This window comes from Variovorax sp. dw_954 (genome assembly GCF_018449755.1).
Classification (GTDB): Bacteria; Pseudomonadota; Gammaproteobacteria; order Burkholderiales; family Burkholderiaceae_C; genus Variovorax.
In genome coordinates, this window is record NZ_JAAVVD010000044.1 from 13,291 (window position 1) to 32,576 (window position 19,286).

Consider the following 19,286-nt stretch of genomic DNA (forward strand, 5'->3'; position numbering starts at 1 on the left):
CCCTTTTATTGGTCTTTGAGCAGGCGGCGCAGCACCTTGCCGGCGCCGGTCGTCGGCAATGCGTCGATGAAGCGCACGCTGCGCGGCGCCTTGTAGCTGGCCATGTTGTCGCGCGACCAGGCGATCAGCGCGTCCGCCTCGACCTCCGCGCCCGCCTTCTTCACGATGAAGGCTTTCACGACCTCGCCCTTCTCAGCGTCGGGCTGCGCGATGACCGCAGCCTGCGCCACGGCCGGATGCTTGATGAGGATGGTCTCGACCTCTTCCGGGAACACGCTGTAGCCGGAGACCTTGATCATTTCCTTGAAGCGGCCGATGAAGGTGAGGTACCCGTCCGCATCGATCTTGCCCATGTCGCCCGTGTGCACCCAGCCATTGCGCAGCGTGGCGGCGGTGGCCTCGGGCTTGTTCCAGTAGCCCTTGAACGAGCCGGCGCTGGTGAGGATGATCTCGCCGATCTCGCCCCTGGGCATGTCCTCGCCGGTGTCGGAATCGATGATGCGGATGGTCACGCCCGGCGCAGGAATGCCCTGCGTGCCCCAGCGCGGCGCATCGTGCGGCGTGTAGGTGTCGCAGGTGTGGGTCTCGCTGAGGCCATAGGCCGCCTCGAAGGAGCTCGCGTTCTTCGCGAAGCCCTTCCACTGGTTGGCCAGGCCTTCGGTGAAGGTGATGCCGAAGCTCGTCACGGGGTTCATGCGCAGGCTCGACAGGTCGAACGTTGCGATGTCGGGCAACTGCATCACGGCCACGTTCATCGGCGCGATGCTGTACCACCAGGTCGCCTTGTACCGGTCGATCGCCTGCGGCACTGCATGCGCATCGAAGCGGTGCAGCAGCACCGAAGTGACGCCTGTGAGCACGGGAATGTTGACGCCCATCAGCATGCCGGCGATGTGATAGAGCGGCACGATGGACAGCACCACGTCTTCCGGGACGACGCCATTGCAGTCGGCCGCCGCGCTGGTCTTGAACAGCGCGTTGCCGTAGCTCAGCATCGCGCCCTTCGGCAGGCCGGTGGTGCCGGAGGTGTAGGTCATCAAGGCCACATCGTCGAGGTCGACGGCCACCGGCTGCGGCCTGGCATCGGCGTGCATCACGGCCCAGAAGTCTTCGCAACCCGCCGGCACCTCGCGCGGCGCCTGCCGTGCGGCGGTCAGTTCGGCGGGCAGGTCGATGGTGGGCGTCGCAGGCAGCCAGTCCGCGTAGTGCACCGCGAACACATGCTCGAGCGCGCTCTGCGGGCGCACCTTCTCGACCACCGGCAGCAGCGAGGACGCGGCCACGATCACGCGCGCCTTGAGGTCGCCGACCTGGTAGGCCAGTTCATGCTCCTTGTTGAGCGGGCCGCTCGGACAGACGATGGCGCCGATCTTCTGGATGCCGAAGTGCGCCACGATGTACTGGGGGCAATTGTTGAGGAAGAGCACCACCGGCTCTCCCTTCTTCACGCCCAGCGCCTGCAGGCGCGCGGCGAAGGCGTCGCTGGCGCGGTCCAGCTCGGCGAAGCTGATGCTGCTGCCGTACCAGATGCATGCGGGGTGGCTGCCGCGCTCGCGGGCATGCGTGCGCAGGTGTTCGTGCAGGGGCTGCTGCGCACGAACGGGAAGGGTTGTTTTTTGTCTTGTCTCCATGGCGTCACTCTCTGAGGGTTATCGATAGCCGCGTCTGCCGCATCGTGCCCGAACAATCCTACCGATGGGTATAACTTCGGCGACACCGCACAAACCCGCGCCGGCCGGCGACGTGCGGCTGCCGCGCGGCAATGGCCGCCAGCGTGCCGCCACGGCGGCCACCGACCTGCAGCGCGAGCGCATCCTGCAGGTGGCGACGCAGCTCTTCGCGAAGCAGGGCTATGCGAACACCACTATGGCGCAGCTGGTGCGCGCGCTCGGCGTGACCAAGCCCTTCGTCTACTACTACTTCCGCGACAAGCAGGAGATCTTCGAAGCGCTGTCCTGGCCGCCCGCGGTGGCGTGCCTCACGTCGATGGACTTCGCGCCCGACGACAAGCGGCCCGCGCGCGAGAAGGTGCTCGAAGGCCTCGATCGCCTGATCCGCAACACCGTGGCGCACCATCCGGCGGCCTTCTTCCCGTACCGCGACCCGCAGGCCTACAGGCCCGAATACCGCGCCGCGCAGACGAAGCTGGCCCACCACTTCTACGACCAGCTGTGTCCGCTGCTGGAGCAGGCACGCCGCGATGGCGATCTCGATTTCGACGACACCCGGATCACGGCATTGGCCGCGTGCAGCCTGCCGGGTTTCCTCTACACCTGGTACCGGCCCGACGGCCGCCTGTCACCCGACGAGGTGGTCGCCGCGCTCGGCAAGCTGGCCTTGCGGGTGCTCGGCCTCAAGACATGAGCGCGCCCGCCCGGGCGCAATCCACTTCGAATCTCATCCACCATCACAACCCAGAGGAGACAACAACATGAATTTCTTCAAGCGCGCGCCGCTGGCCGTGGCTGCACTGGTCCTGGCCGCGAGCGCCGCGCAGGCGCAACCGGCCACCTACAAGGTCGCCTACATCGACCCGCTCTCCGGCCCCTTCGCCAACGTGGGCGAACTGATGCTGGCGCACCTGCGCTTCGCGGTGGACGACCTCAACGCCAAGGGCGCATTGCCGAACGGGCAGAAGATGCAGTTGCTGCAGTTCGACAGCAAGCTCTCCGCGCAGGAAAGCCAGAGCGCGCTGCAGGCGGCCATCGACCAGGGTGCGCAGGTGATCGTCACCGGCGGCTCGGGCTCATCGGTGGTGGCCGCGCTGGTGCAGTCGGTGGCGCGCTGGAACGAGCGCAACCCGGGCAAGGAACTGATCGTGCTGAACCACTCGTCGATCGACCCTGACCTCACCGGCAAGAACTGCAGCTTCTGGCACTTCCAGACCGAAGCCAACACGGCGATGAAGATGAAGGCCATCGCCAACTACATCAAGAAGACGCCGGACATCAAGAAGATCTACCTGCTGAACCAGGACTATGCGCATGGCAAGCAGTGGGCCAGCTACGGGCGCCAGATGGTCGGCACGGCGCGCCCCGACATCCAGTTCGTCGGGGAGCAGTTGCACGCGATCGGCCGCGTCAAGGACTTCGCGCCCTACGTCACCAACATCAAGCAGTCGGGCGCCGATTCGGTCATCACCGGCAACTGGGGCCAGGACATGACGCTGCTGCTCAAGGCGGCGGGCGACGCGGGCTACAACCTGCGCTACTTCAATCACAGCGCGGGCTCGATCCCCGGCACCGTGCTGGCGGTATCGCAGGCGAAGATCGGGCAGTTGACCTGGGTGGCCGAATGGCATCCGGGCGAGGCAGACACGCCCAAGGTCGATGCATTGGCCAAGGCCTACAAGGCGAAGATGCACCAGGAGTTCCTGTCGCCGCGCATCGAGATGACCTTGCGCCTGCTGGCAGCCGGCGTCCACAAGGCGGGCAGCACCGATTCGATGAAGGTGGCCCGTGCCATGGAAGACATGAGCTTCGACTCGGTGGTGGGGCCGGTGCGCATGCGCGGCGAAGACCATCAACTGTTGTTGCCGCAGGTGGTCAACACGATTGCGCCGGTCGACGGCAAGGTCGTGAAGGTGGGCTGGGAGGGCACCAGCTACGGCTTCCGCACCGATGCGGTCTACACCGGCAACGAACTGGCGCAGGGCACCGAATGCAAGATGGTGAGGCCGGCGCAATAGGTCAGCTGGGCGACCGGCAAGCGTGCTCGCTGGCCGGTGCCCTGCCGGCCGACGAGCGGTTGATGCGAGAGTCTGTCGGCGTCCCTTGCCACTGCACTAGGTGTTGCCCGTGAGGCGCCGCAACATCAACGAGCCGACCGCCAGCGCGCTCGAATAACTCGTCTGCGATTCTTCTGCCGTCCTGAGCCGGCGGTACACCATCTCGTCTTGCGAATCGCCGGTGGTTGCTTGCAGCACCACCCAGAAAAACCTCCCCTGCCCGCGCTCCTCTACCGTCAGCGCCAAATCACCCATGCTCGACAAATCAAACTCCTGTAGTTGTAATTCATCGCCATCACGTTGGACGCCATGGCGATGCAGCCGGGGTTATGGCACGCGCTGAAAAATTCGCCGTGTAGGACAAGGCTTGGAACGTGGCAGAGTGCACGTGGCGAGGGCTGTCCTACAAGCCGATGTGAAATTTGACAGCCCCATGGCTGTGGCAAAAACCACGGCTGATCCACCCTGGGAATCTCATGACGAAGACAACGCTCGAATTGATTGGTGCACCCACCGATGTCGGTGCCAGCGTGCGCGGCGCGGGCATGGGCCCCGATGCATTGCGTGTAGCGGACCTGCCCGGCGTGCTCGCACGCATGGGGTTCGCGGTGCGCGACGTGGGCAACCTGCCCGGCCCTGCCACGCCGTGGGCCGCGCCGCAGGAAGGCCTGCGGCATCTCGACGAAGTGGTGGCCTGGAACCGTGCGGTGTACGAGGCGGTCGACGCCGCACTGGGCGCCGGCCGCACGCCGATGCTGCTGGGCGGCGACCATTGCCTGGCCATCGGCTCCATCAGCGCGGTGGCCTGGCACGTGCGCCAGCGCAAGCAGAAGCTGCGCGTGATCTGGCTCGACGCGCACACCGACGTCAACACCCATGCGACCAGCCCCAGCGGCAACATCCACGGCATGCCAGTCGCCTGCCTGCTGGGCCACGGGCCGGCTGCGCTCACCGGCTGGAGCGGCCAGCCGGCCGCTATCGAGCCCGACGCCATCCGCTTCATCGGCATCCGCAGCGTCGACGGCGAGGAGCGCGAGGCCATCCGCGACCTCGGCCTGCGCGTGTTCGACATGCGCCACGTCGACGAGAACGGCATGCGCCTGACCATGGCCGATGCACTGCACGACGTGGACGATGAAACGCACCTGCACGTGAGCTTCGACCTCGACTGCCTCGACCCCGACTACGCGCCGGGCGTTGGCACCGGCGTGCGCGGCGGACCGACGTATCGCGAGATGCAGCTCTGCATGGAAATGATCGCCGACACCGGGCGGCTCGGCTCGCTCGACGTGGTGGAACTGAACCCCGCGCTGGACGTGCGCAACCGCACCGCGGAGGTGGCGGTGGAGCTCATCGAGAGCCTGTTCGGCAAGTCGACGCTGGTGCGCTGAGTCGTCCTGGGGAACGGCCCCAAGGTGCCATTGCACTGGAACGGGGCGTCGCTACACTGATTCGCACTTGTCACTCAAGGTGCCGCGATACGTGGTGCCCGCATGAACATGACGGTGCTGACCTGGATGGCAGAGGTGCTGCGTGCGCACCCCGAGATCGCATTGTTCCTGGCGCTCGGCGCGGGCTACGCGGTGGGGCAGATCAAGTTCGGGCCGATCCAGCTCGGCGGCATCTGCGGCACGCTGATCGCGGCGCTCGTCATCGGCCAGCTCGGCGTGACGCCGCAGCCCAGCGTGAAGAACGTGTTCTTCATGCTCTTCATCTTTGCGCTGGGCTATGCGGGCGGACCGCAGTTCTTTGCCAACCTCAATGCCAAGGGACTGCGCATCGGCCTGCTATGCGTGATCGAGGTGGTGGTGGTGCTGGCGCTGGTGCTGACGGCTACGCGCCTCATGGGCCTGGACCAGGGCACGGCCGCGGGCCTGATGGCCGGCGCCGCGACCGAGTCCGCCGTGGTGGGCACGGCCACCGATGCCATCTCCAAGCTGGCCTTGCCCCCCGACCAGATCAAGCAATTGCAGGCCAACGTGGTCACTGCCTATTCGATCACCTATATCTTCGGGCTCATCGCCATCGTGGTCATGACGAGCCAGGTGTTCCCGCTGATCATGCGCATCGACCTGCGCGAGGAGGCCGACAAGCTCTGGCGCGCGATGGGTGGGCACGAGGTCAATGCGAGCGCGACGCCGGCCGCGCCTGAACTGGTCGGCAGGGTCTACACGGTCACCGGCGGCGCGGGCTTGCCGATCCGCAATGTCGAGGCCGTGCTCGGAGCCGGCGGCAGCGTGCAGGGCCTGATGCGGCACGGCCGCACGATGGCCTTCGCAGCCGACACGCCGCTCGAGGCCGACGACCAGGTGCTGGTGGTCGGCCATCGCCTCGCGGTGGTGAAGATGGCGCAGACCTATGCGGACCTGGGCCAGGAAGCGACGGATGCCAGCGCCTTCGGCGTCGTGATGGACACCGCAGAGGTCATCCTCAACCACCCCGATACCCAAGGGCTGACACTCGGTGAACTGCACGTGCCGAAGGCACCGGGCCTGCCGACGCCGCTGCCGGAGAACGTGCTTGTCGCCAGCGTCGAACGCGGCGGCCATGCGCTGCCGCTGCTGCCCGACCTGCGTCTGCAACGCGGCGACCGCCTCAAGCTGTTCGGCCGCGCCGACGACATCGCCGTGGCCGTGCCGCGCATCGGCGAGGGCATGATGAAGTCGGTGCACAGCAACATCGCGCTGGCCTCGGCGGGCATCGTGCTCGGCGTGTGGATCGGACTGTTCAGCGTGAAGATCGGCGGGGTGCCGTTCTCGCTGGGCACGGGCGGCGGCGCGCTGCTGAGCGGCCTGGTCTTCGGCTGGTACCAGGCCCGGCATCCGAGCCGCCTCAGCGTGCCCGACGATGCGCTCGCCCTGCTCAAGGACATCGGGCTGGCCACCTTCATCGCATGCGTGGGACTGGCCTCCGGACCGCAGGCGCTCGAACTGATCCACAAGTACGGCGTGTCGCTCCCGCTCATGGGCGTCACCATCGCCGTGGTGCCGGCCTTCGCATCGCTGATCGTGGGCCGCTACCTGCTGAAGTTCGAGGCGCCGGTGCTGCTCGGCGCCATCGCCGGCCAGCAGTGCAGCACGCCGGCGCTCAGCGCAATCCAGACCGCGGCGGGCAACACCACGCCGCTGCTGGGCTACACGATCACCTATGCCATCTCGAACGTGATCCTGCCCTTGATGGGGCCCCTCATCGTTGCATTTGCCGGAGCGGTGCAGGCGCACTGAAGACCATGGAATGGCTGCACGACATCTTCACGCGCTCGCCGGAGATCGCGCTCTTCCTGTCGCTGGCGCTGGGCTACACGATCGGCAAGGTCGGTTTCGGCAGGTTCCAGCTCGGCGGAGTGGCCGGCTCGCTGCTGGTGGCGGTCATCGTCAGCCAGGCCGGCGTCGAGATCGACTCGGGCGCGAAGACGGTGCTGTTCGCCCTCTTCATCTATGCCGTCGGCTTCGAGAGCGGGCCGCAGTTCTTCGGGGCGCTGGGCAAGCAGTCGGTCAAGGAGATCGTGCTGGCCTTCGTGCTGGCTGCGACGGGGCTGGCCACGGTCATCGTCATGGCCCGGCTGTGCGGTTTCGACAAGGGCCTGGCCGCTGGGCTGGCTGCCGGCGGGCTGACGCAGTCGGCCATCATCGGCACCGCGGGCGACGCGATCGCCAAGCTGGGCCTGGCCGCAGAAGAAGTGCAGCGGCTGCAGGGCAACGTGGCCGTGGGCTATGCGGTGACGTACATCTTCGGCACCTTCGGCGCGATCATCGTGTGCGTCAACATCCTGCCCCGGTTCATGGGCCGCAGCATCCGCGACGACGCGATCAAGGCCGAAGCCGAGTTGCAGACGGGCGTGCAGGTGTTCGGCCCGGACCAGCAAGCGGCCGCGCCGGACCTGGTCGGCCGCCTCTACCAGGTGAGCGCGGGCCGCCAGCATGCGGTCGCGCAGATCGAGCACGCGACCCCGGGCGCGGCGATAACGATCGAGCGCGTGAAACGGGGTGAGCAGTTCATCGAGGTGGCGCCGCAACTGCTGCTGGAAGCCGATGACGTCGTGCTGGTGGTGGGCCGACGCGAAGGCGTCGTGGCCAGCGCGGGCCTGCTCGGCAAGGAGGTCTACGACGTCGACGGCATGGAACTCATCATCCAGCGTCGCGACGTGGTGGTGACGCGGAAGGACCTGGGCGGCAGGGCCCTCGGCGAGATCCGCCGGAACATGGCCACCGCGGGCCTGCGCCGCGGCGTCTACCTGGAGCAGATCAGCCGCATGGGCCAGGTGCTGCCCATCGGCCCGGACCTGGTCGTGCAGGTGGGCGACACGGTCACGCTGCATGGCGTCGAACGCGACGTGCAGCGCGTGGCGGGCGCCGTCGGCGAGGTCATCGTGCAGAGTGCGAAGACCGACTTCGTCTACTTGGGCGCGGGGGTGCTCGTCGGCCTGCTGATCGGGCTCGTCAGCTTCAGGGTGGGCGGCATTCCGCTGACCCTGGGCAGCGGTGGCGGCGCGCTGCTGTCGGGCCTGCTGTTCGGCTGGTACCGCGCGAGGCGACAGACCTTTGGCGACTTTCCCATCGGCGCGGTGCAGCTCCTGAAGGAACTGGGCCTGGCCGGCTTCGTCGCCGTGGTGGGCCTGCAATCGGGCCTGCAGGCGGTGACGACGATGCGGGAACACGGCCTCGCGATCTTCGGTGCCGGCGTGGTCGTGACCATCGTGCCGCTGCTGCTCACGATGCTGGTCGGCCGCTACGTCCTGCGCTACGACAACACGGCCATCCTTGCCGGTGCGCTGTCGGGCACGCGCAGCGCCAACCCCGCGTTCGGCGAAGTGCTGGACAAGGCCGGGAACCCGGTCCCCACCGTGCCCTTCGCGATCACCTATGCGCTGGCCAACGTGCTGCTGACCTTGCTCGGCCCGCTGGTCGTGGCCCTGGCGTGACGCCGCCGCGTATCAACCGCTGAAACCTGACTGGAGACTCCCAAAATGGAATTCAAGGACGTCGAGAAACTCGCCGCACTGAGCCCGTTCGAGCTGAAGGATGCATTGATCGAGGTCGCCAGCGAGAACGATCGCTCGATGCTGAATGCCGGCCGCGGCAATCCCAACTTCCTCGCCACCACGCCACGGTACGGCTTCTTCCAGTTCGGGCTTTTCGCCATGACGGAGGCCGAGCGCTCTTACATCTACATGGACCATGTTGGCGGCTTCCCGGAGCGCGAGGGCATCGAGGCGCGCTTCGAGATCTTCGTGGCCCGCAACAAGGGCGTGGAAGGCGTGCGCTTCATCGCGGCCGCCGTGTCCTACGTGCGCGACCAGTTGGGCCTGTCGGCCGGCGACTTCATCTACGAGATGTGCGAGGCCATCCTGGGCTGCAACTACCCGGTGCCCGACCGCATGCTGCGCCTGTCGGAGATCATCGTGGGCCAGTACATCCACCGCGAGATGATCGGTTCGCACCCCTTCGAGGGCCGCTTCGACATGTACGCGGTCGAGGGTGGCACGGCGGCGATGACCTACCTCTTCAACAGCCTGCGCGAGAACCACCTCATCAGCAAGGGCGACACCATCGCGCTGGGCATGCCGATCTTCACGCCGTACATCGAGATTCCGGAGCTCAACGACTACCAGTTGCTGGAGGTCTCCATCGAGGCCGCGCCCGACAAGCACTGGCAGTTCCCGTCCAAGGAACTCGACAAGCTGCTCGACCCCAAGGTCAAGGCCTTCTTCCTGTGCAACCCGAGCAATCCGCCGTCGGTGAAGATGAGCGACGAGGTGCTCGCGCGCATCGTCGAGATCGTGAAGCAGCGGCCCGACCTCATCATCCTCACGGACGACGTGTACGGCACCTTCGCGGACGACTTCGTCTCGCTCTTCGCGATGTGCCCGTTCAACACCATCCTGGTGTATTCGTATTCCAAGTACTTCGGCGCGACCGGCTGGCGCATGGGCGTGGTGGCCACGCACGAGGACAACGTGCTTGACCAGCGCATCGCGGCCTTGCCCGAAGCCACGCGCAAGGAACTCGACGCGCGCTACGGCTCGATCACCCCCGCGCCGCGCGCACTGAAGTTCATCGACCGCCTGGTCGCCGACAGCCGCACGGTCGCGCTCAACCACACGGCCGGGCTGGCCACGCCGGTGCAGGCGCAGATGGTGATGTTCTCGCTGTTCTCGCTGATGGACGAACCGCAGGCCTACAAGGCATCGATGAAGCGCATCGTGCGGCGGCGCAAGGAAGCGCTCTACCGCGAGCTGGCCCTGCCGCTGCCGGTCGATCCGAACTCGGTCGACTACTACCACCTGCTGGACCTGAAGGACATCTCCGCGCAGCTGCATGGCGAGGCCTTCGCCGAATGGATCGCCCAGCGGCTGCGGCCCAACGAGGCGCTGTTCCGCATCGCGCAGGAGAGCGGCGTGGTGATGCTGCCGGGCCGCGGCTTCGGCACCGAGCACGCATCGGGCCGCGTGTCGCTGGCCAACCTCAACGAATACGACTACGCCAACATCGGCCGCGCAGTGCGGCACCTGTCGGCGGAGTACTTCGCGATCTTCGAGAAGGAAGGCGGGGCCGCGCCTGCCGGGCGCAAGGCTGGCGGGAAAAAGAAACCGAAATAGCCGCCGCCGGCCGACGCCCCGCGACGAACGCCTTCAGGGCTTCACGACTTGCGCGGCCTTGGCGCGTTGCACGTATTGCTGGTAGGCCGGCAGCGCGACCGCCGCCAGGATGCCGATGGCCGCGATCACCGGAACGATCAGCCCGCCGATCTTCACCAGCGTGGTGTTGGCGGGCGGCGGGGCGCCGTAGCGGTTGGGGCCATCGGTGCCGGGCTTGAAGACCCAGATCAGTCCCACCAGGGGAATGAAGGCGAGCAGCGTCATCCAGCCGTTCCAGTCCATGTCGTGGCTTCGCTGGATCAGCTTCAGCACCAGGAAGACAAGGTACGGAATGCTCAGCAGCACGCCGATCCCTCCGCCCAGTGCTGAGGCGAGGCCACCATGGCCGGTACCGCCCGCGATGGCGCCGACAACCACGCTCACCGCGAGGACGGCCGCGATCATCACGAGGTAGGCGCCCACGGCATTGGCGAGGTAGCGCAGCCGCCCGATGCGGCCCCTGGCCGAGAAGAGCCTGACCGGCTGTACCGTGTCGTCCGCCGCGTAGCGGTCGGCGACGATTGCGGTGGGTGCCGCATAGGGGTTCACTGCTTGGGCCATGCGCTTCTTCTCCTCGTGAATGTGTGTGTGACCGAGCCGCCCGGCACCCGGGCGTCATCGGGCGGCATCTTCGTTGCTGACGTGACAAGAAACAATCCGCAACACTGCGAGGTTGTTGCACGAAAAGCACGACGTGCCGGCCGGCGAGCGGGCCGGCATTTCAAAGGTGAAGGTCGCCGAGACCGCCGAGGGCTGCCTGCAGCGCGACCAGCGCAGCGACCCCCAGCACCATCACCACCACAAGGATTCCCGCGGAGATTTTGACGCCCGTCGAGTTGGGCGGCGGCGGCGCGCCAAAGCGGTTGCCGCCTTTCGTACCGCCCTTGAACAGCCAGAGCAACGCCACCAACGGAATGATGGCCAGCAACAGCATCCAGCCGGACCAGTCCATGTCGTGGCTGCGCTGGATGCCCATCAGCGCGTGGAACACCAGCAGGGGAATCAGCGTGACCAGCATCACCAGTACCAGCGACAGGGTGCTGGCGCCCACGCCGGCCACAGCGTAGACGAGCGCGCCGGACACGGCATTGCAGATCAAGCCCGCCGCCGTCGTATACGCGAGATACCGCAGCCGCCCGATCCGCCCCTTGGCCGACCACAACTTGATCGGCTGGACCTCATGACCCTCCACATCGGCCACGGCCGCCGCGGGTGCTGCGTACGGATTGATTGCTCCTGACATTTTTCTACTCCCTTTGATAGATGAAACTTCTCTTGTTATCGGCGGCTGCTACAGCAGCCCTGCTCGCTTGACTGCGTGATATCTGTTGACCAGCGCCACCGCCAACTGCGCCGGCTCGACATCGATGGACAGCGGATCGTTCCCCACCACGCGCGCAAACGCATCGCGGCGAGACTGGTCGAACAGGTGCGCCGCGGCCACATCGACCGCATCGCGCGCACGCACGATCGGCTGCGCAGCGATGCGGCCGAGCACGCGCTCGCGCAGGCTCGCGACCAGCACCAGGTGATTGCGCCGCAGCAGCTTGATCGCGGGACGCAACTCTGCGGCGTCCTCGTCGCGGAAGTTGGTCAGCACGATCACCAGGGCGCGGCGGCGCTGCACGCGCAGCAGTTCCTGCGCGGCCAGCTGATAGTCGGAATGCGTGGCGCCGGGCTGGATGTCGTGCAGCCGGTTCATCAGCGCGTTGAGCGTGGCGGCGCCCTTGCGCGGCGCGAAGTCGCGGCGCTGCTCGGGCGGCCCGCCGAAGGTCATTGCGCCGACCTCGTCGCCCTCCTTCAGCGCCACGTAGCTCAGCAGCATCAAGGCGTTGAGCGCCTCGTCGAAGTGGCTGCCGCCGCGTTGCGCCTGCATGCCTTCGTCGGCGCGCATGCGGCGGCCGCAATCGAGCAGGAAGAACACGCACTGGTCGCGGTCGTCCTGGAACTCGCGCACGATCGGGCGCTGGTGCCGCAGCGTGGCCTTCCAGTCGATGTGGCGCAGCGAGTCGCCGGTGCGGTAGTCGGCGAGCTGGCGGAAGTCGGTGCCCTGCCCGCGCTGCGCATAGGTCTTGATGCCGATCTGCGCCAGGCGCCGGTCCCCCGACAGCCATGCATAGCGCGCCAGCGCGGCGAAGTTGGGATACACGCGGATGCGCTGCGGCTGGCCCAGCGGCTGGCGCACTTCGAAGCAGCCGGCGCGCGTGCGCCAGCGCAACTGCGTGACGCCGAACTGCGCCACGCCACGCGACAGCGCGGTGGCCGAGTAGCGCATCTCCAGCCGGGCGCCGGCCGGCGCCACCACGGCTTGCGGCAGGCCTTCGAACGAGAAGTGCGGATCGACCTCGTCGAAAACCGCAACCTGCCAATCCACCGCGCCTTCGTTCACCAGCGTCAGCGACAGCACGGTCGGCACGCCCAACGAGAACGCGCCGGGCAACTGCCGCTCGACGCGCAAGGGCGCCGCGTGCCATAGGCGCCAGCTCCGCCAGAGATCGACGCCGGCATAGCCCGCGCCCGCGGCCAGCAGCACGGCGCACGCCGGCCCCACCCATTCCGTCGGCACACCCGCCATCGATGCCACCGCGGCAAGCACGGCCAGGCCGGCCAGTGCCAGCACGGTGGCGCGGGTGGGAATCAGCAAGCGGCGCATGTGTGAGTGCCCGCGACCTCAGAGCCTGGGTGCCTCGACGCCGTCGAGCGCGCCGCGCAGCAGGTCGTCAAACCCGCGGCCTTCGAGTTGCGCGTCGGGCGAGATCATCACGCGGTGCCGCAAGGCCGGCAGCGCCTGCCTGGCCACGTCGTCGGGCGTGATGAAGTCGCGGCCTCGCATCAGTGCAGTCGCTCGCGCGGCCCGGATCAGAGCCATGGTGCCGCGCGGACCGGCGCCGGATGAAAGTCCCGGCCAGTCGCGCGTGGCGCGCGCGATGCGCACCGCATAGTCGACCACGCGCGCATCGGCGTGCACGAGGCAGGCGAGCCGCTGCAGTTCGATCACCTGCGCCTCGGCCAGGCAAGGCGTGACGGCGTCCAGCGGAAACTGGTTGCCGGCGCGATGCTGCGTGGTGAGTTGCACGATCGCGTTCTCTTCCTCATGGCTCGGGAAGCCGATGTCGATCTTCAGCAGGAAGCGATCAAGCTGCGCCTCGGGCAGCGGATAGGTGCCTTCGGTGTCGATCGGGTTCTGCGTGGCCATGACCATGAAGGGCCGCGGCAATTGCAGCGCCTGGCCTTCGAGCGTGACCTGGTATTCCTGCATCACCTCGAGCAGCGCGCTCTGCGTCTTGGCTGGTGCGCGGTTGATTTCGTCGGCCAGCAGCAGGTTGGTGAACACCGGGCCCTGGTGCACGCGCAAGGTGCCGATGCCGCTCTCGCCGCGCCCGGCCGGGTCGAGCACCGAATGGCCGGTGATGTCGGAGGGCATCAGGTCGGGCGTGAACTGCACACGTGCATAGCGCAGCGACATGGCCTGCGCGAGCGCGCGTGCGAGCAGCGTCTTGCCGAGCCCGGGAATGCCTTCGATGAGCACATGGCCGGAAGCGACCAGCGCCACCAGCACCTGGTCGATCGCCTCGGCCTGGCCGACCACGGCCTTGCCGACCTGCGCACGCAATGCGTCGAGCCAGCCGGCCGCGCGGGTTAATTCGTCGGGGGTGATTTCTGACATGGGAATCTTTCGGGTATCAAGGTGAAGTGGGCGCGTGCGGGATCGCATTCGCATCGAGACGGCGTCGTGCCGTCTCCAGCAGTTCGAGGTCGGCCGCCAGTGCGCCGGGGCCGCGCTTGCGCGAGGCCATCGCCTGCGACAGGGCACGCGCGTCGAGGCCGGTGGCTTGCGCGATGGCGGCGGTGCGCTGTCCGGCATCGCCCTGCGCATGGCGGCGCAGTTGCCTTCTCGCCGATTCGTCCAGCGCGCGCACCTGGGCCGCATGCAAGGCGTCACCGCCGTGCATGTGCAGGAATTCGGCCGTGCCGCGCACCTGCTCGGCCATCGAGCGGCGCTGCGTGCCGATCGACGCGATCAGCGGCCCGAAGCGCACGCCCGCACGCCACAGCGCGACGCCAAGCGCCAGCAGGCCGAGCAGGATGGCGGCCTGGCCGTTGTGCCAGAGCCAGCGCACGAAGGGTTCGCGCGATTCCTCGACGACGAACCAATACTCCGCGCCGGCGCGAGCCTCCAGGGCGGCAGCCACGAGCAAGGGGTTGTCGGCGCGCAGCAGGTTGCCGTTGGTGAGCACCGACCAGCTGCCGATGACGGTCACGCTGCCCTTGCCCATCGGCATGCGCAGCATCTCGGCGCCACGCGGGCCTTGCATCGACCAGAGCGGCATGCGCTTCCCGTCCTTCGAGACGTATTCGGAGCCGGCGTGCACGCCGCAGAAGCGGAAGTTGCGCAGGCCCGCATAGCTGGCCGGCGAGGAATCGGGCTCGGTCAATGTGCGGCAATCGGCGTCCTTCGCGGCAGCGGCTGCGGACGACTTCGGAGCGGGCTCGGCCTTGGGATCGGCCTTGACGATCCGGCTGTCGAGGGGCAGCCAGTCCTTCAAGGACTCATGGCCCACCATCGAGCCGGGGATGAGCAGTTGCCCGCCCTGCTCCACCCACTCGCGCAGCCGGGCGGCCCGGTCGGGAAACAGGTCCCAATGCCGCGATGCCAGCAGCAGCCGCGCCTGCGCGGGCGGCATCTGGTCGAGGCCCGGGCGCTTCACCACCGTGCCGCCCAGTTCGCGCAGCAGCTTCTGCGTTGCATAGAAGGCGTTGGTCGCCGCTTCGCCGCGCGCGGGCGTGCGGCTTTCCGTGGGGGCCCATTCGGTGGCGTCGACCAGCCATGCCACGGCAGCCACCAGCAGCAGCGCGACGACGATGCGAATCAGGTTGTCCTTCATCGCGTCGCGCCCGCCGGTGCGGCCCCGGGCAGTTGCCGGTCGAACTCGTTGCACAGCGCCAGCACGCCGGCCGTGGCGGGCATGCGCTCGCCATAGGCCGCCTGTTGCCAGGCGTCGACCAGCCGTGCAAAGAAGGCCTGCGGGGCAGGGGCCAGCAGGCGCGATGCCAGCGCGACGCATTCGCCCTCGGTGCTGGCCGCGCGCACCGGCACGGCTTGCACATGCACCAGCCGCGACAACGCGCCGCGATAGAGCAGCGACAGGGCCGCGCGCTGCTGGCCGCGCTGCCAGAGGCCGGCGGCTGCATCGCCGATGTCGGCGGGCAGTGTCTCGGGGCGGATGTCCAGTGCGCCGACATGGCTGGGCAAGGGTTCCATCGCATGCCGCGCGCCGTCGGCACGAACCTTGACCCAATGACGAAGGCTGACGAGGACCCAGGCCAGCAGCAACGCGCCCAGCACCCACACCAGCACGCGGCCGCCTTCGCTCACCGCCCTGAAGAAGTCGACCAGCCAGCCGGCGCTGGCGTTCTCTTCCTTCTTCTTCGCTTCGGGCTTGTCGGGCTTGCCCTCCTTGCTGCGGTCCTTGAAGCGCAGCTCCTTCGAGGTCCTGGTGCCGGGCAGGTCCGGATCGGCGCGAACGACCTCCGCCGCGGCCTGGACTTGCTGGCGCGTGGGCGCGTCCGGCGTTGTCGCGGCCTGCGCCACGCCACACACGAAGACGCAGGCCAGGACCATGCCGACGCATCGGGCGCGCATCCGGTCACTCCGCGAAGTCACGGCGAAACTCCTGCTCGATATCCCACGCTTCCAACTCCACGCGGCGGTTGAGATACATCGCGAATCCCGCCCCCACGTAGAACGGCTCGAGCAGCCCGACGACGGCGGCATAGGCGGTCGCGACCAGCACGCTGGAGAGCACCGACTCATTGGTGATCCAGCCGAACACGCTGCGCAGGCTGCCTTCTGGCGCGAACCACAGCGCGAGCGACAACACGGCCATGTACAGAGCCATCTCCGCGTTGGCGAATGCGAACTGCAAGCCGGTGGCGGCGCCGCGCCGGCCGCGCAGCATCTGCTCGCGACGCTTGCGCCGCGCCCCGCCGCGCTGGCCTTCGAGCTGCTCCACCGCCTGCGTGTACGAGCGCCACGGCGACAGCCGGCGCCAGAACAGGCTGCGCAACAGTTGCCCGCCCCAAACGGCGCGGCGCTGCTGCCACAGGTCGTTCCATCGCGTGGCCTGGCCGAACACGGCGCGCGACAGGATGAACAGCAGGCTGCGGTCCAGCCAAGGCTTGAGCATGAAGATCAGCGTGGCCGGCAGCCAGGTCGCGAACTCTGCCGTGCAAAGGGACAGCAGCACGACCACCGCATAGAGCGGCAGGAAGCTGCGCCACACCGATGCCGCATGCTGGCGCACCAGCGCCGCACCCAGGTCGGCAGCCTCGGCCATGGGTCGCGGCCGCAACGCGATGGCCAGCCCGTCAACGCGCATGGCCGTCTCCGCCCTGGGGCGCCTGGACCGTGCGGCGCGGCCGGCCCTGCCAGCCGAGATAGGCCAGCACCAGCAGCCAGCAGGCCGCGCCCACGCCGTACTTCACCTCGGGCGCCACCCAACGCGCGGACGACCAGAACGCCTCGATCGCAGCCGCAATCAACAGCATCCCGACCACGCCATAGATCACCACCACGGCATGGTGCGCGGCCAGCCGCAAGGATTCCAGCCGCGTATGGCGTCCCGGTGCGAGCCAGGCATGACCCAGCCGCAAGCCCGCCGCACCCGACAGCACGATCGCCGTCAGTTCGAAGGCGCCGTGCGTGACGACGAAGGAACAGAAGTTCTGCCCATGTCCGGCCTGGATCAGGTAGCCGCCGACCGCGCCTGCCTGCACGCCGTTGAACAGCAGGAAGAACGCGCTGCCCACGCCGGCGAAGATGCCGGACGCGAAGCAGCGGAAACCCACGCCGATGTTGTTCATGATGTAGTAGCCGAACATCGTCCAGTCGTCGTCGGCGTCGCGCTTGCGGCCGAAGGCGTCGGCATCGTCGCCGTACATGTGCTCGAAGTTCTGCACCTGGTCGGCGCCCAGCAGGTGCAGGATGAAGCCGGGGTCGTGCCAGGCCGCGAAGCCGGCCAGCAGCAGCGGCAGCGTGAACAGCAAGGCCGCCGCGAGCAGGAAGCCGCCATGCGCGCGCACCGCCTCCGGGAAGTCGACCAGCACCAGCCGGCCCAGGCGCGCCATGCCGTAGTCGTGGCGGCGATAGATCAGCCGGTGCGCGCTCTGCGTCAGCGTCTCCAGCCGCTGCGTCATGTGGACCGGGTAGGCGCGTGCCTGCGCCAGCGCCAGGTGCTCGCAGACGCGCCGGTACAGCGTCGCGAGCCGCGCCCCGTCGAACTTGCGCTTGCGTTCGGCCACGCCGACCTCGGCTTCCAGCTCGGCCCACAGGGGCGCGTGCATTTCCTCGAATTGCAGCGGCGTCATGGGCGCGCTTCCTGGCCATTGCCGTTGCCGTTGCCGTTGCCGTTGCGCCGGCCCATGACCCATTGCGCCACGCCGAGCAATCGCGGCGAGGCCTTGGCGCCCGGCGCGCCGGCCGGCAGCACCGGCTGCGCGATCAGCGCCAGTTCCTCCAGCCGCTCGGGCGTGAGCCGGCGGGCCCGGCCGGCCCACGACACGATGGCCGCCTGCTCGCGCATGCTCAGCGGACGCTGCGGCGCCATCGGCTCGGCCGCCGGTACTTCGCCATGCAGGCTCACGCTGTCGCTGAACACCACCAGCGTGCCGGCCGCCAGGTCACCCAGGCGCTTGCTGTCGCGGCGCAAGAGCATGCTGGCGAGGCCTGCGCCGTAGAGCGCGGGCAGGAAGTCGGCGGTGCGCAGCAGGTTGCGGATCAGCGCGGCGGCCGGCGTCACCGGCAGGCCCGAGTCCATGACCACGCGCAGTCCCAGCGCGCGCTTGCCGGGCGTCGCGCCACGACGCGAAAGCTCGAACACCACCGGGTATAGCCACTCCAGCATGAAGTAGCTGATCAGCATCAAGGCCGTGCCCACGCCCCCCATGGACTGGGTGACGATGGCGAGCACGAGGAAGGCCACGAGCCGGATCGCCAGGTCGATCAGGTACGCCAGGCTGCGCGCCATCAGGCCGGCCGGACGCAGCGACAGGGCGATGCCTTCGGGCGTTTCGGCAGTGTGGAGCGTGTCGAGGCGCACGGGAGCGATCCTCGGGTCAGGCGCGCACGACGACCGTGTCCGCGATGATGTCGTGCAGGCAGCGGCGGGACTTGCGGAAGATGAACAGGCCGTCGACCAGCGCATAGAGCAATATCGTGCCGGTCGTGACGCCCATCAGCGCGTCAAGGCAATAGCGCAGGCCGACGACGCGCGCTGCCGATGCCGGCGCGCCGCCGGGCCGGACGATGCGGATCCTGAAGATGGCCTTGCCGATGGTCTGGCCGCGCATGACCAGCAGGTAGCCGTTCAGCAGCAGGAAGACGACGAGGTCCAGCGCGACGTCCTCGAACCGCAGTGTCCAGAGGCCCTGCGAGCTGGCGGCCGGGTCGACCAGCGGCGAGAAGTTGGCGAGCAGGCGGCTCGCGACGGTCATGATGACGCCATCGGCGACGTAGGCGAACAGACGCGTCCAGCGCCCCGCCAATTGCCCCCTGCGATCGTCTGACTGCACATCCTCGACGTGCGACTGCGGCGGCGCATAGCGCTCGTCCTGCGATGTCGGCTGCATATTCCCTGCTCCCCTCCCGCAGTGCGGGCCCTTGATGGTCGAGCGCGGATTCTATGTAGCTGTTTCAAATGGTCGGGACGGAAAATTCACGATCTGGCAACCATTGATTCGCAAAGTGCTCAACCGCGTGTCCACGAGGGCGAAATCGGGAGATTTGTCGCGGGCGCGGGTGTCGACGCAGGGTCCGCCGAAGTTGCGGAGGATGTCGGAGAGGCGGGCGCCGCGGCCGGCGCGGGCGACGTCGCGGGCTGTGCGGGCGGCTGTGCGACCCCGGGCGCCGCAGGCGCGGGCACC

General features: G+C 68.0%; 19 protein-coding genes. 6 read left to right on the forward strand and 13 right to left on the reverse strand.

The genetic code is table 11. From position 1 onward, the window contains the following. Window positions 1-5: 5 nt before the first annotated feature. A complete protein-coding gene (locus tag HB681_RS36180; RefSeq protein ID WP_213959725.1) occupies window positions 6-1,631 on the reverse strand; it encodes an AMP-binding protein in 1,626 nt (541 codons plus the stop codon). Between the two features lie 64 nt (window positions 1,632-1,695). Here HB681_RS36180 and HB681_RS36185 point away from each other — a divergent pair, with 64 nt between their 5' ends. Beyond that, the gene (locus HB681_RS36185) at window positions 1,696-2,364 is read left to right on the forward strand and encodes a TetR/AcrR family transcriptional regulator (protein ID WP_213959726.1); all 669 of its coding nucleotides are present in this window, start codon (window positions 1,696-1,698) and stop codon (window positions 2,362-2,364) included. Window positions 2,365-2,431: 67 nt separating this feature from the next. After that, window positions 2,432-3,688, forward strand: coding sequence for a branched-chain amino acid ABC transporter substrate-binding protein (locus HB681_RS36190; RefSeq protein WP_213959727.1), 1,257 nt, complete (start codon window positions 2,432-2,434; stop codon window positions 3,686-3,688). Window positions 3,689-3,784: 96 nt separating this feature from the next. On the opposite strand, the gene HB681_RS36195 is transcribed toward HB681_RS36190, so the two are convergent. Continuing rightward, on the reverse strand, window positions 3,785-3,982 hold the full coding sequence (locus HB681_RS36195; protein ID WP_256354712.1) for a hypothetical protein: 198 nt from the start codon (window positions 3,980-3,982) through the stop codon (window positions 3,785-3,787). Window positions 3,983-4,203: 221 nt separating this feature from the next. Between HB681_RS36195 and rocF the strand changes: the two genes are divergently transcribed. The 4 genes from rocF (at window position 4,204) to HB681_RS36215 (ending at window position 10,325) form a co-directional block, all read left to right on the forward strand. Further along, the gene (rocF, locus tag HB681_RS36200; RefSeq protein ID WP_213959729.1) at window positions 4,204-5,118 is read left to right on the forward strand and encodes an arginase; all 915 of its coding nucleotides are present in this window, start codon (window positions 4,204-4,206) and stop codon (window positions 5,116-5,118) included. A gap of 102 nt (window positions 5,119-5,220) precedes the next feature. Further along, window positions 5,221-6,951: an aspartate-alanine antiporter gene (gene aspT, locus HB681_RS36205; RefSeq protein ID WP_256735245.1), complete on the forward strand. Its 1,731-nt coding sequence runs from the start codon at window positions 5,221-5,223 to the stop codon at window positions 6,949-6,951. Between the two features lie 5 nt (window positions 6,952-6,956). Continuing rightward, a complete protein-coding gene (gene aspT, locus HB681_RS36210) occupies window positions 6,957-8,648 on the forward strand; it encodes an aspartate-alanine antiporter (RefSeq protein WP_213959730.1) in 1,692 nt (563 codons plus the stop codon). Window positions 8,649-8,693: 45 nt separating this feature from the next. Continuing rightward, the gene (locus tag HB681_RS36215) at window positions 8,694-10,325 is read left to right on the forward strand and encodes a bifunctional aspartate transaminase/aspartate 4-decarboxylase (protein WP_213959731.1); all 1,632 of its coding nucleotides are present in this window, start codon (window positions 8,694-8,696) and stop codon (window positions 10,323-10,325) included. A gap of 33 nt (window positions 10,326-10,358) precedes the next feature. Here the strand turns inward: HB681_RS36215 and HB681_RS36220 are convergent, their stop codons facing one another. The 11 genes from HB681_RS36220 to HB681_RS36270 all read right to left on the reverse strand — a co-directional run. After that, a complete protein-coding gene (locus tag HB681_RS36220) occupies window positions 10,359-10,925 on the reverse strand; it encodes a DUF805 domain-containing protein (RefSeq protein ID WP_213959732.1) in 567 nt (188 codons plus the stop codon). Window positions 10,926-11,085: 160 nt separating this feature from the next. Further along, the gene (locus HB681_RS36225; RefSeq protein WP_213959733.1) at window positions 11,086-11,607 is read right to left on the reverse strand and encodes a DUF805 domain-containing protein; all 522 of its coding nucleotides are present in this window, start codon (window positions 11,605-11,607) and stop codon (window positions 11,086-11,088) included. Between the two features lie 48 nt (window positions 11,608-11,655). Further along, window positions 11,656-13,017 carry a DUF58 domain-containing protein gene (locus HB681_RS36230; protein WP_213959734.1) on the reverse strand — a complete coding sequence of 454 codons (1,362 nt, stop codon included), beginning with the start codon at window positions 13,015-13,017 and terminating at the stop codon, window positions 11,656-11,658. Window positions 13,018-13,035: 18 nt separating this feature from the next. Beyond that, window positions 13,036-14,031 carry a MoxR family ATPase gene (locus HB681_RS36235; protein ID WP_213959735.1) on the reverse strand — a complete coding sequence of 332 codons (996 nt, stop codon included), beginning with the start codon at window positions 14,029-14,031 and terminating at the stop codon, window positions 13,036-13,038. A gap of 16 nt (window positions 14,032-14,047) precedes the next feature. After that, a complete protein-coding gene (locus HB681_RS36240; protein ID WP_213959736.1) occupies window positions 14,048-15,250 on the reverse strand; it encodes a DUF4350 domain-containing protein in 1,203 nt (400 codons plus the stop codon). Beyond that, complete coding sequence (locus tag HB681_RS36245; RefSeq protein WP_256354708.1) at window positions 15,247-16,008, reverse strand: DUF4129 domain-containing protein; 762 nt, start codon at window positions 16,006-16,008, stop codon at window positions 15,247-15,249. The genes HB681_RS36240 and HB681_RS36245 overlap by 4 nt, the downstream gene beginning before the upstream one ends. 4 nt (window positions 16,009-16,012) lie before the next feature. Beyond that, window positions 16,013-16,744, reverse strand: a complete 732-nt coding sequence (locus HB681_RS36250; RefSeq protein WP_213959737.1) for a hypothetical protein — start codon at window positions 16,742-16,744, stop codon at window positions 16,013-16,015. Beyond that, window positions 16,734-17,732 (reverse strand): stage II sporulation protein M, encoded by a 999-nt coding sequence (locus HB681_RS36255; protein ID WP_213959738.1) that lies wholly within the window; start codon window positions 17,730-17,732, stop codon window positions 16,734-16,736. Before HB681_RS36255 ends, HB681_RS36250 begins: the two co-directional genes overlap by 11 nt. Beyond that, the gene (locus HB681_RS36260; RefSeq protein WP_213959739.1) at window positions 17,729-18,463 is read right to left on the reverse strand and encodes an RDD family protein; all 735 of its coding nucleotides are present in this window, start codon (window positions 18,461-18,463) and stop codon (window positions 17,729-17,731) included. The genes HB681_RS36255 and HB681_RS36260 overlap by 4 nt, the downstream gene beginning before the upstream one ends. A 16-nt stretch (window positions 18,464-18,479) precedes the next feature. Continuing rightward, complete coding sequence (locus HB681_RS36265; protein ID WP_213959740.1) at window positions 18,480-18,992, reverse strand: RDD family protein; 513 nt, start codon at window positions 18,990-18,992, stop codon at window positions 18,480-18,482. A gap of 51 nt (window positions 18,993-19,043) precedes the next feature. Beyond that, window positions 19,044-19,286: hypothetical protein (locus HB681_RS36270; RefSeq protein WP_213959741.1), on the reverse strand; the 243-nt coding region annotated here is incomplete at its 5' end.

Coding starts and splice junctions, on each gene's coding strand:
- HB681_RS36180 (WP_213959725.1), bottom strand. CDS start 1,631: ATGGAGACAAGACAAAAAACAACCCTTCCCGTTCGTGCGCAGCAGCCC.
- HB681_RS36185 (WP_213959726.1), top strand. CDS start 1,696: ATGGGTATAACTTCGGCGACACCGCACAAACCCGCGCCGGCCGGCGAC.
- HB681_RS36190 (WP_213959727.1), top strand. CDS start 2,432: ATGAATTTCTTCAAGCGCGCGCCGCTGGCCGTGGCTGCACTGGTCCTG.
- HB681_RS36195 (WP_256354712.1), bottom strand. CDS start 3,982: ATGGGTGATTTGGCGCTGACGGTAGAGGAGCGCGGGCAGGGGAGGTTT.
- rocF (WP_213959729.1), top strand. CDS start 4,204: ATGACGAAGACAACGCTCGAATTGATTGGTGCACCCACCGATGTCGGT.
- aspT (WP_256735245.1), top strand. CDS start 5,221: ATGAACATGACGGTGCTGACCTGGATGGCAGAGGTGCTGCGTGCGCAC.
- aspT (WP_213959730.1), top strand. CDS start 6,957: ATGGAATGGCTGCACGACATCTTCACGCGCTCGCCGGAGATCGCGCTC.
- HB681_RS36215 (WP_213959731.1), top strand. CDS start 8,694: ATGGAATTCAAGGACGTCGAGAAACTCGCCGCACTGAGCCCGTTCGAG.
- HB681_RS36220 (WP_213959732.1), bottom strand. CDS start 10,925: ATGGCCCAAGCAGTGAACCCCTATGCGGCACCCACCGCAATCGTCGCC.
- HB681_RS36225 (WP_213959733.1), bottom strand. CDS start 11,607: ATGTCAGGAGCAATCAATCCGTACGCAGCACCCGCGGCGGCCGTGGCC.
- HB681_RS36230 (WP_213959734.1), bottom strand. CDS start 13,017: ATGCGCCGCTTGCTGATTCCCACCCGCGCCACCGTGCTGGCACTGGCC.
- HB681_RS36235 (WP_213959735.1), bottom strand. CDS start 14,031: ATGTCAGAAATCACCCCCGACGAATTAACCCGCGCGGCCGGCTGGCTC.
- HB681_RS36240 (WP_213959736.1), bottom strand. CDS start 15,250: ATGAAGGACAACCTGATTCGCATCGTCGTCGCGCTGCTGCTGGTGGCT.
- HB681_RS36245 (WP_256354708.1), bottom strand. CDS start 16,008: ATGCGCGCCCGATGCGTCGGCATGGTCCTGGCCTGCGTCTTCGTGTGT.
- HB681_RS36250 (WP_213959737.1), bottom strand. CDS start 16,744: ATGCGCGTTGACGGGCTGGCCATCGCGTTGCGGCCGCGACCCATGGCC.
- HB681_RS36255 (WP_213959738.1), bottom strand. CDS start 17,732: ATGACGCCGCTGCAATTCGAGGAAATGCACGCGCCCCTGTGGGCCGAG.
- HB681_RS36265 (WP_213959740.1), bottom strand. CDS start 18,992: ATGCAGCCGACATCGCAGGACGAGCGCTATGCGCCGCCGCAGTCGCAC.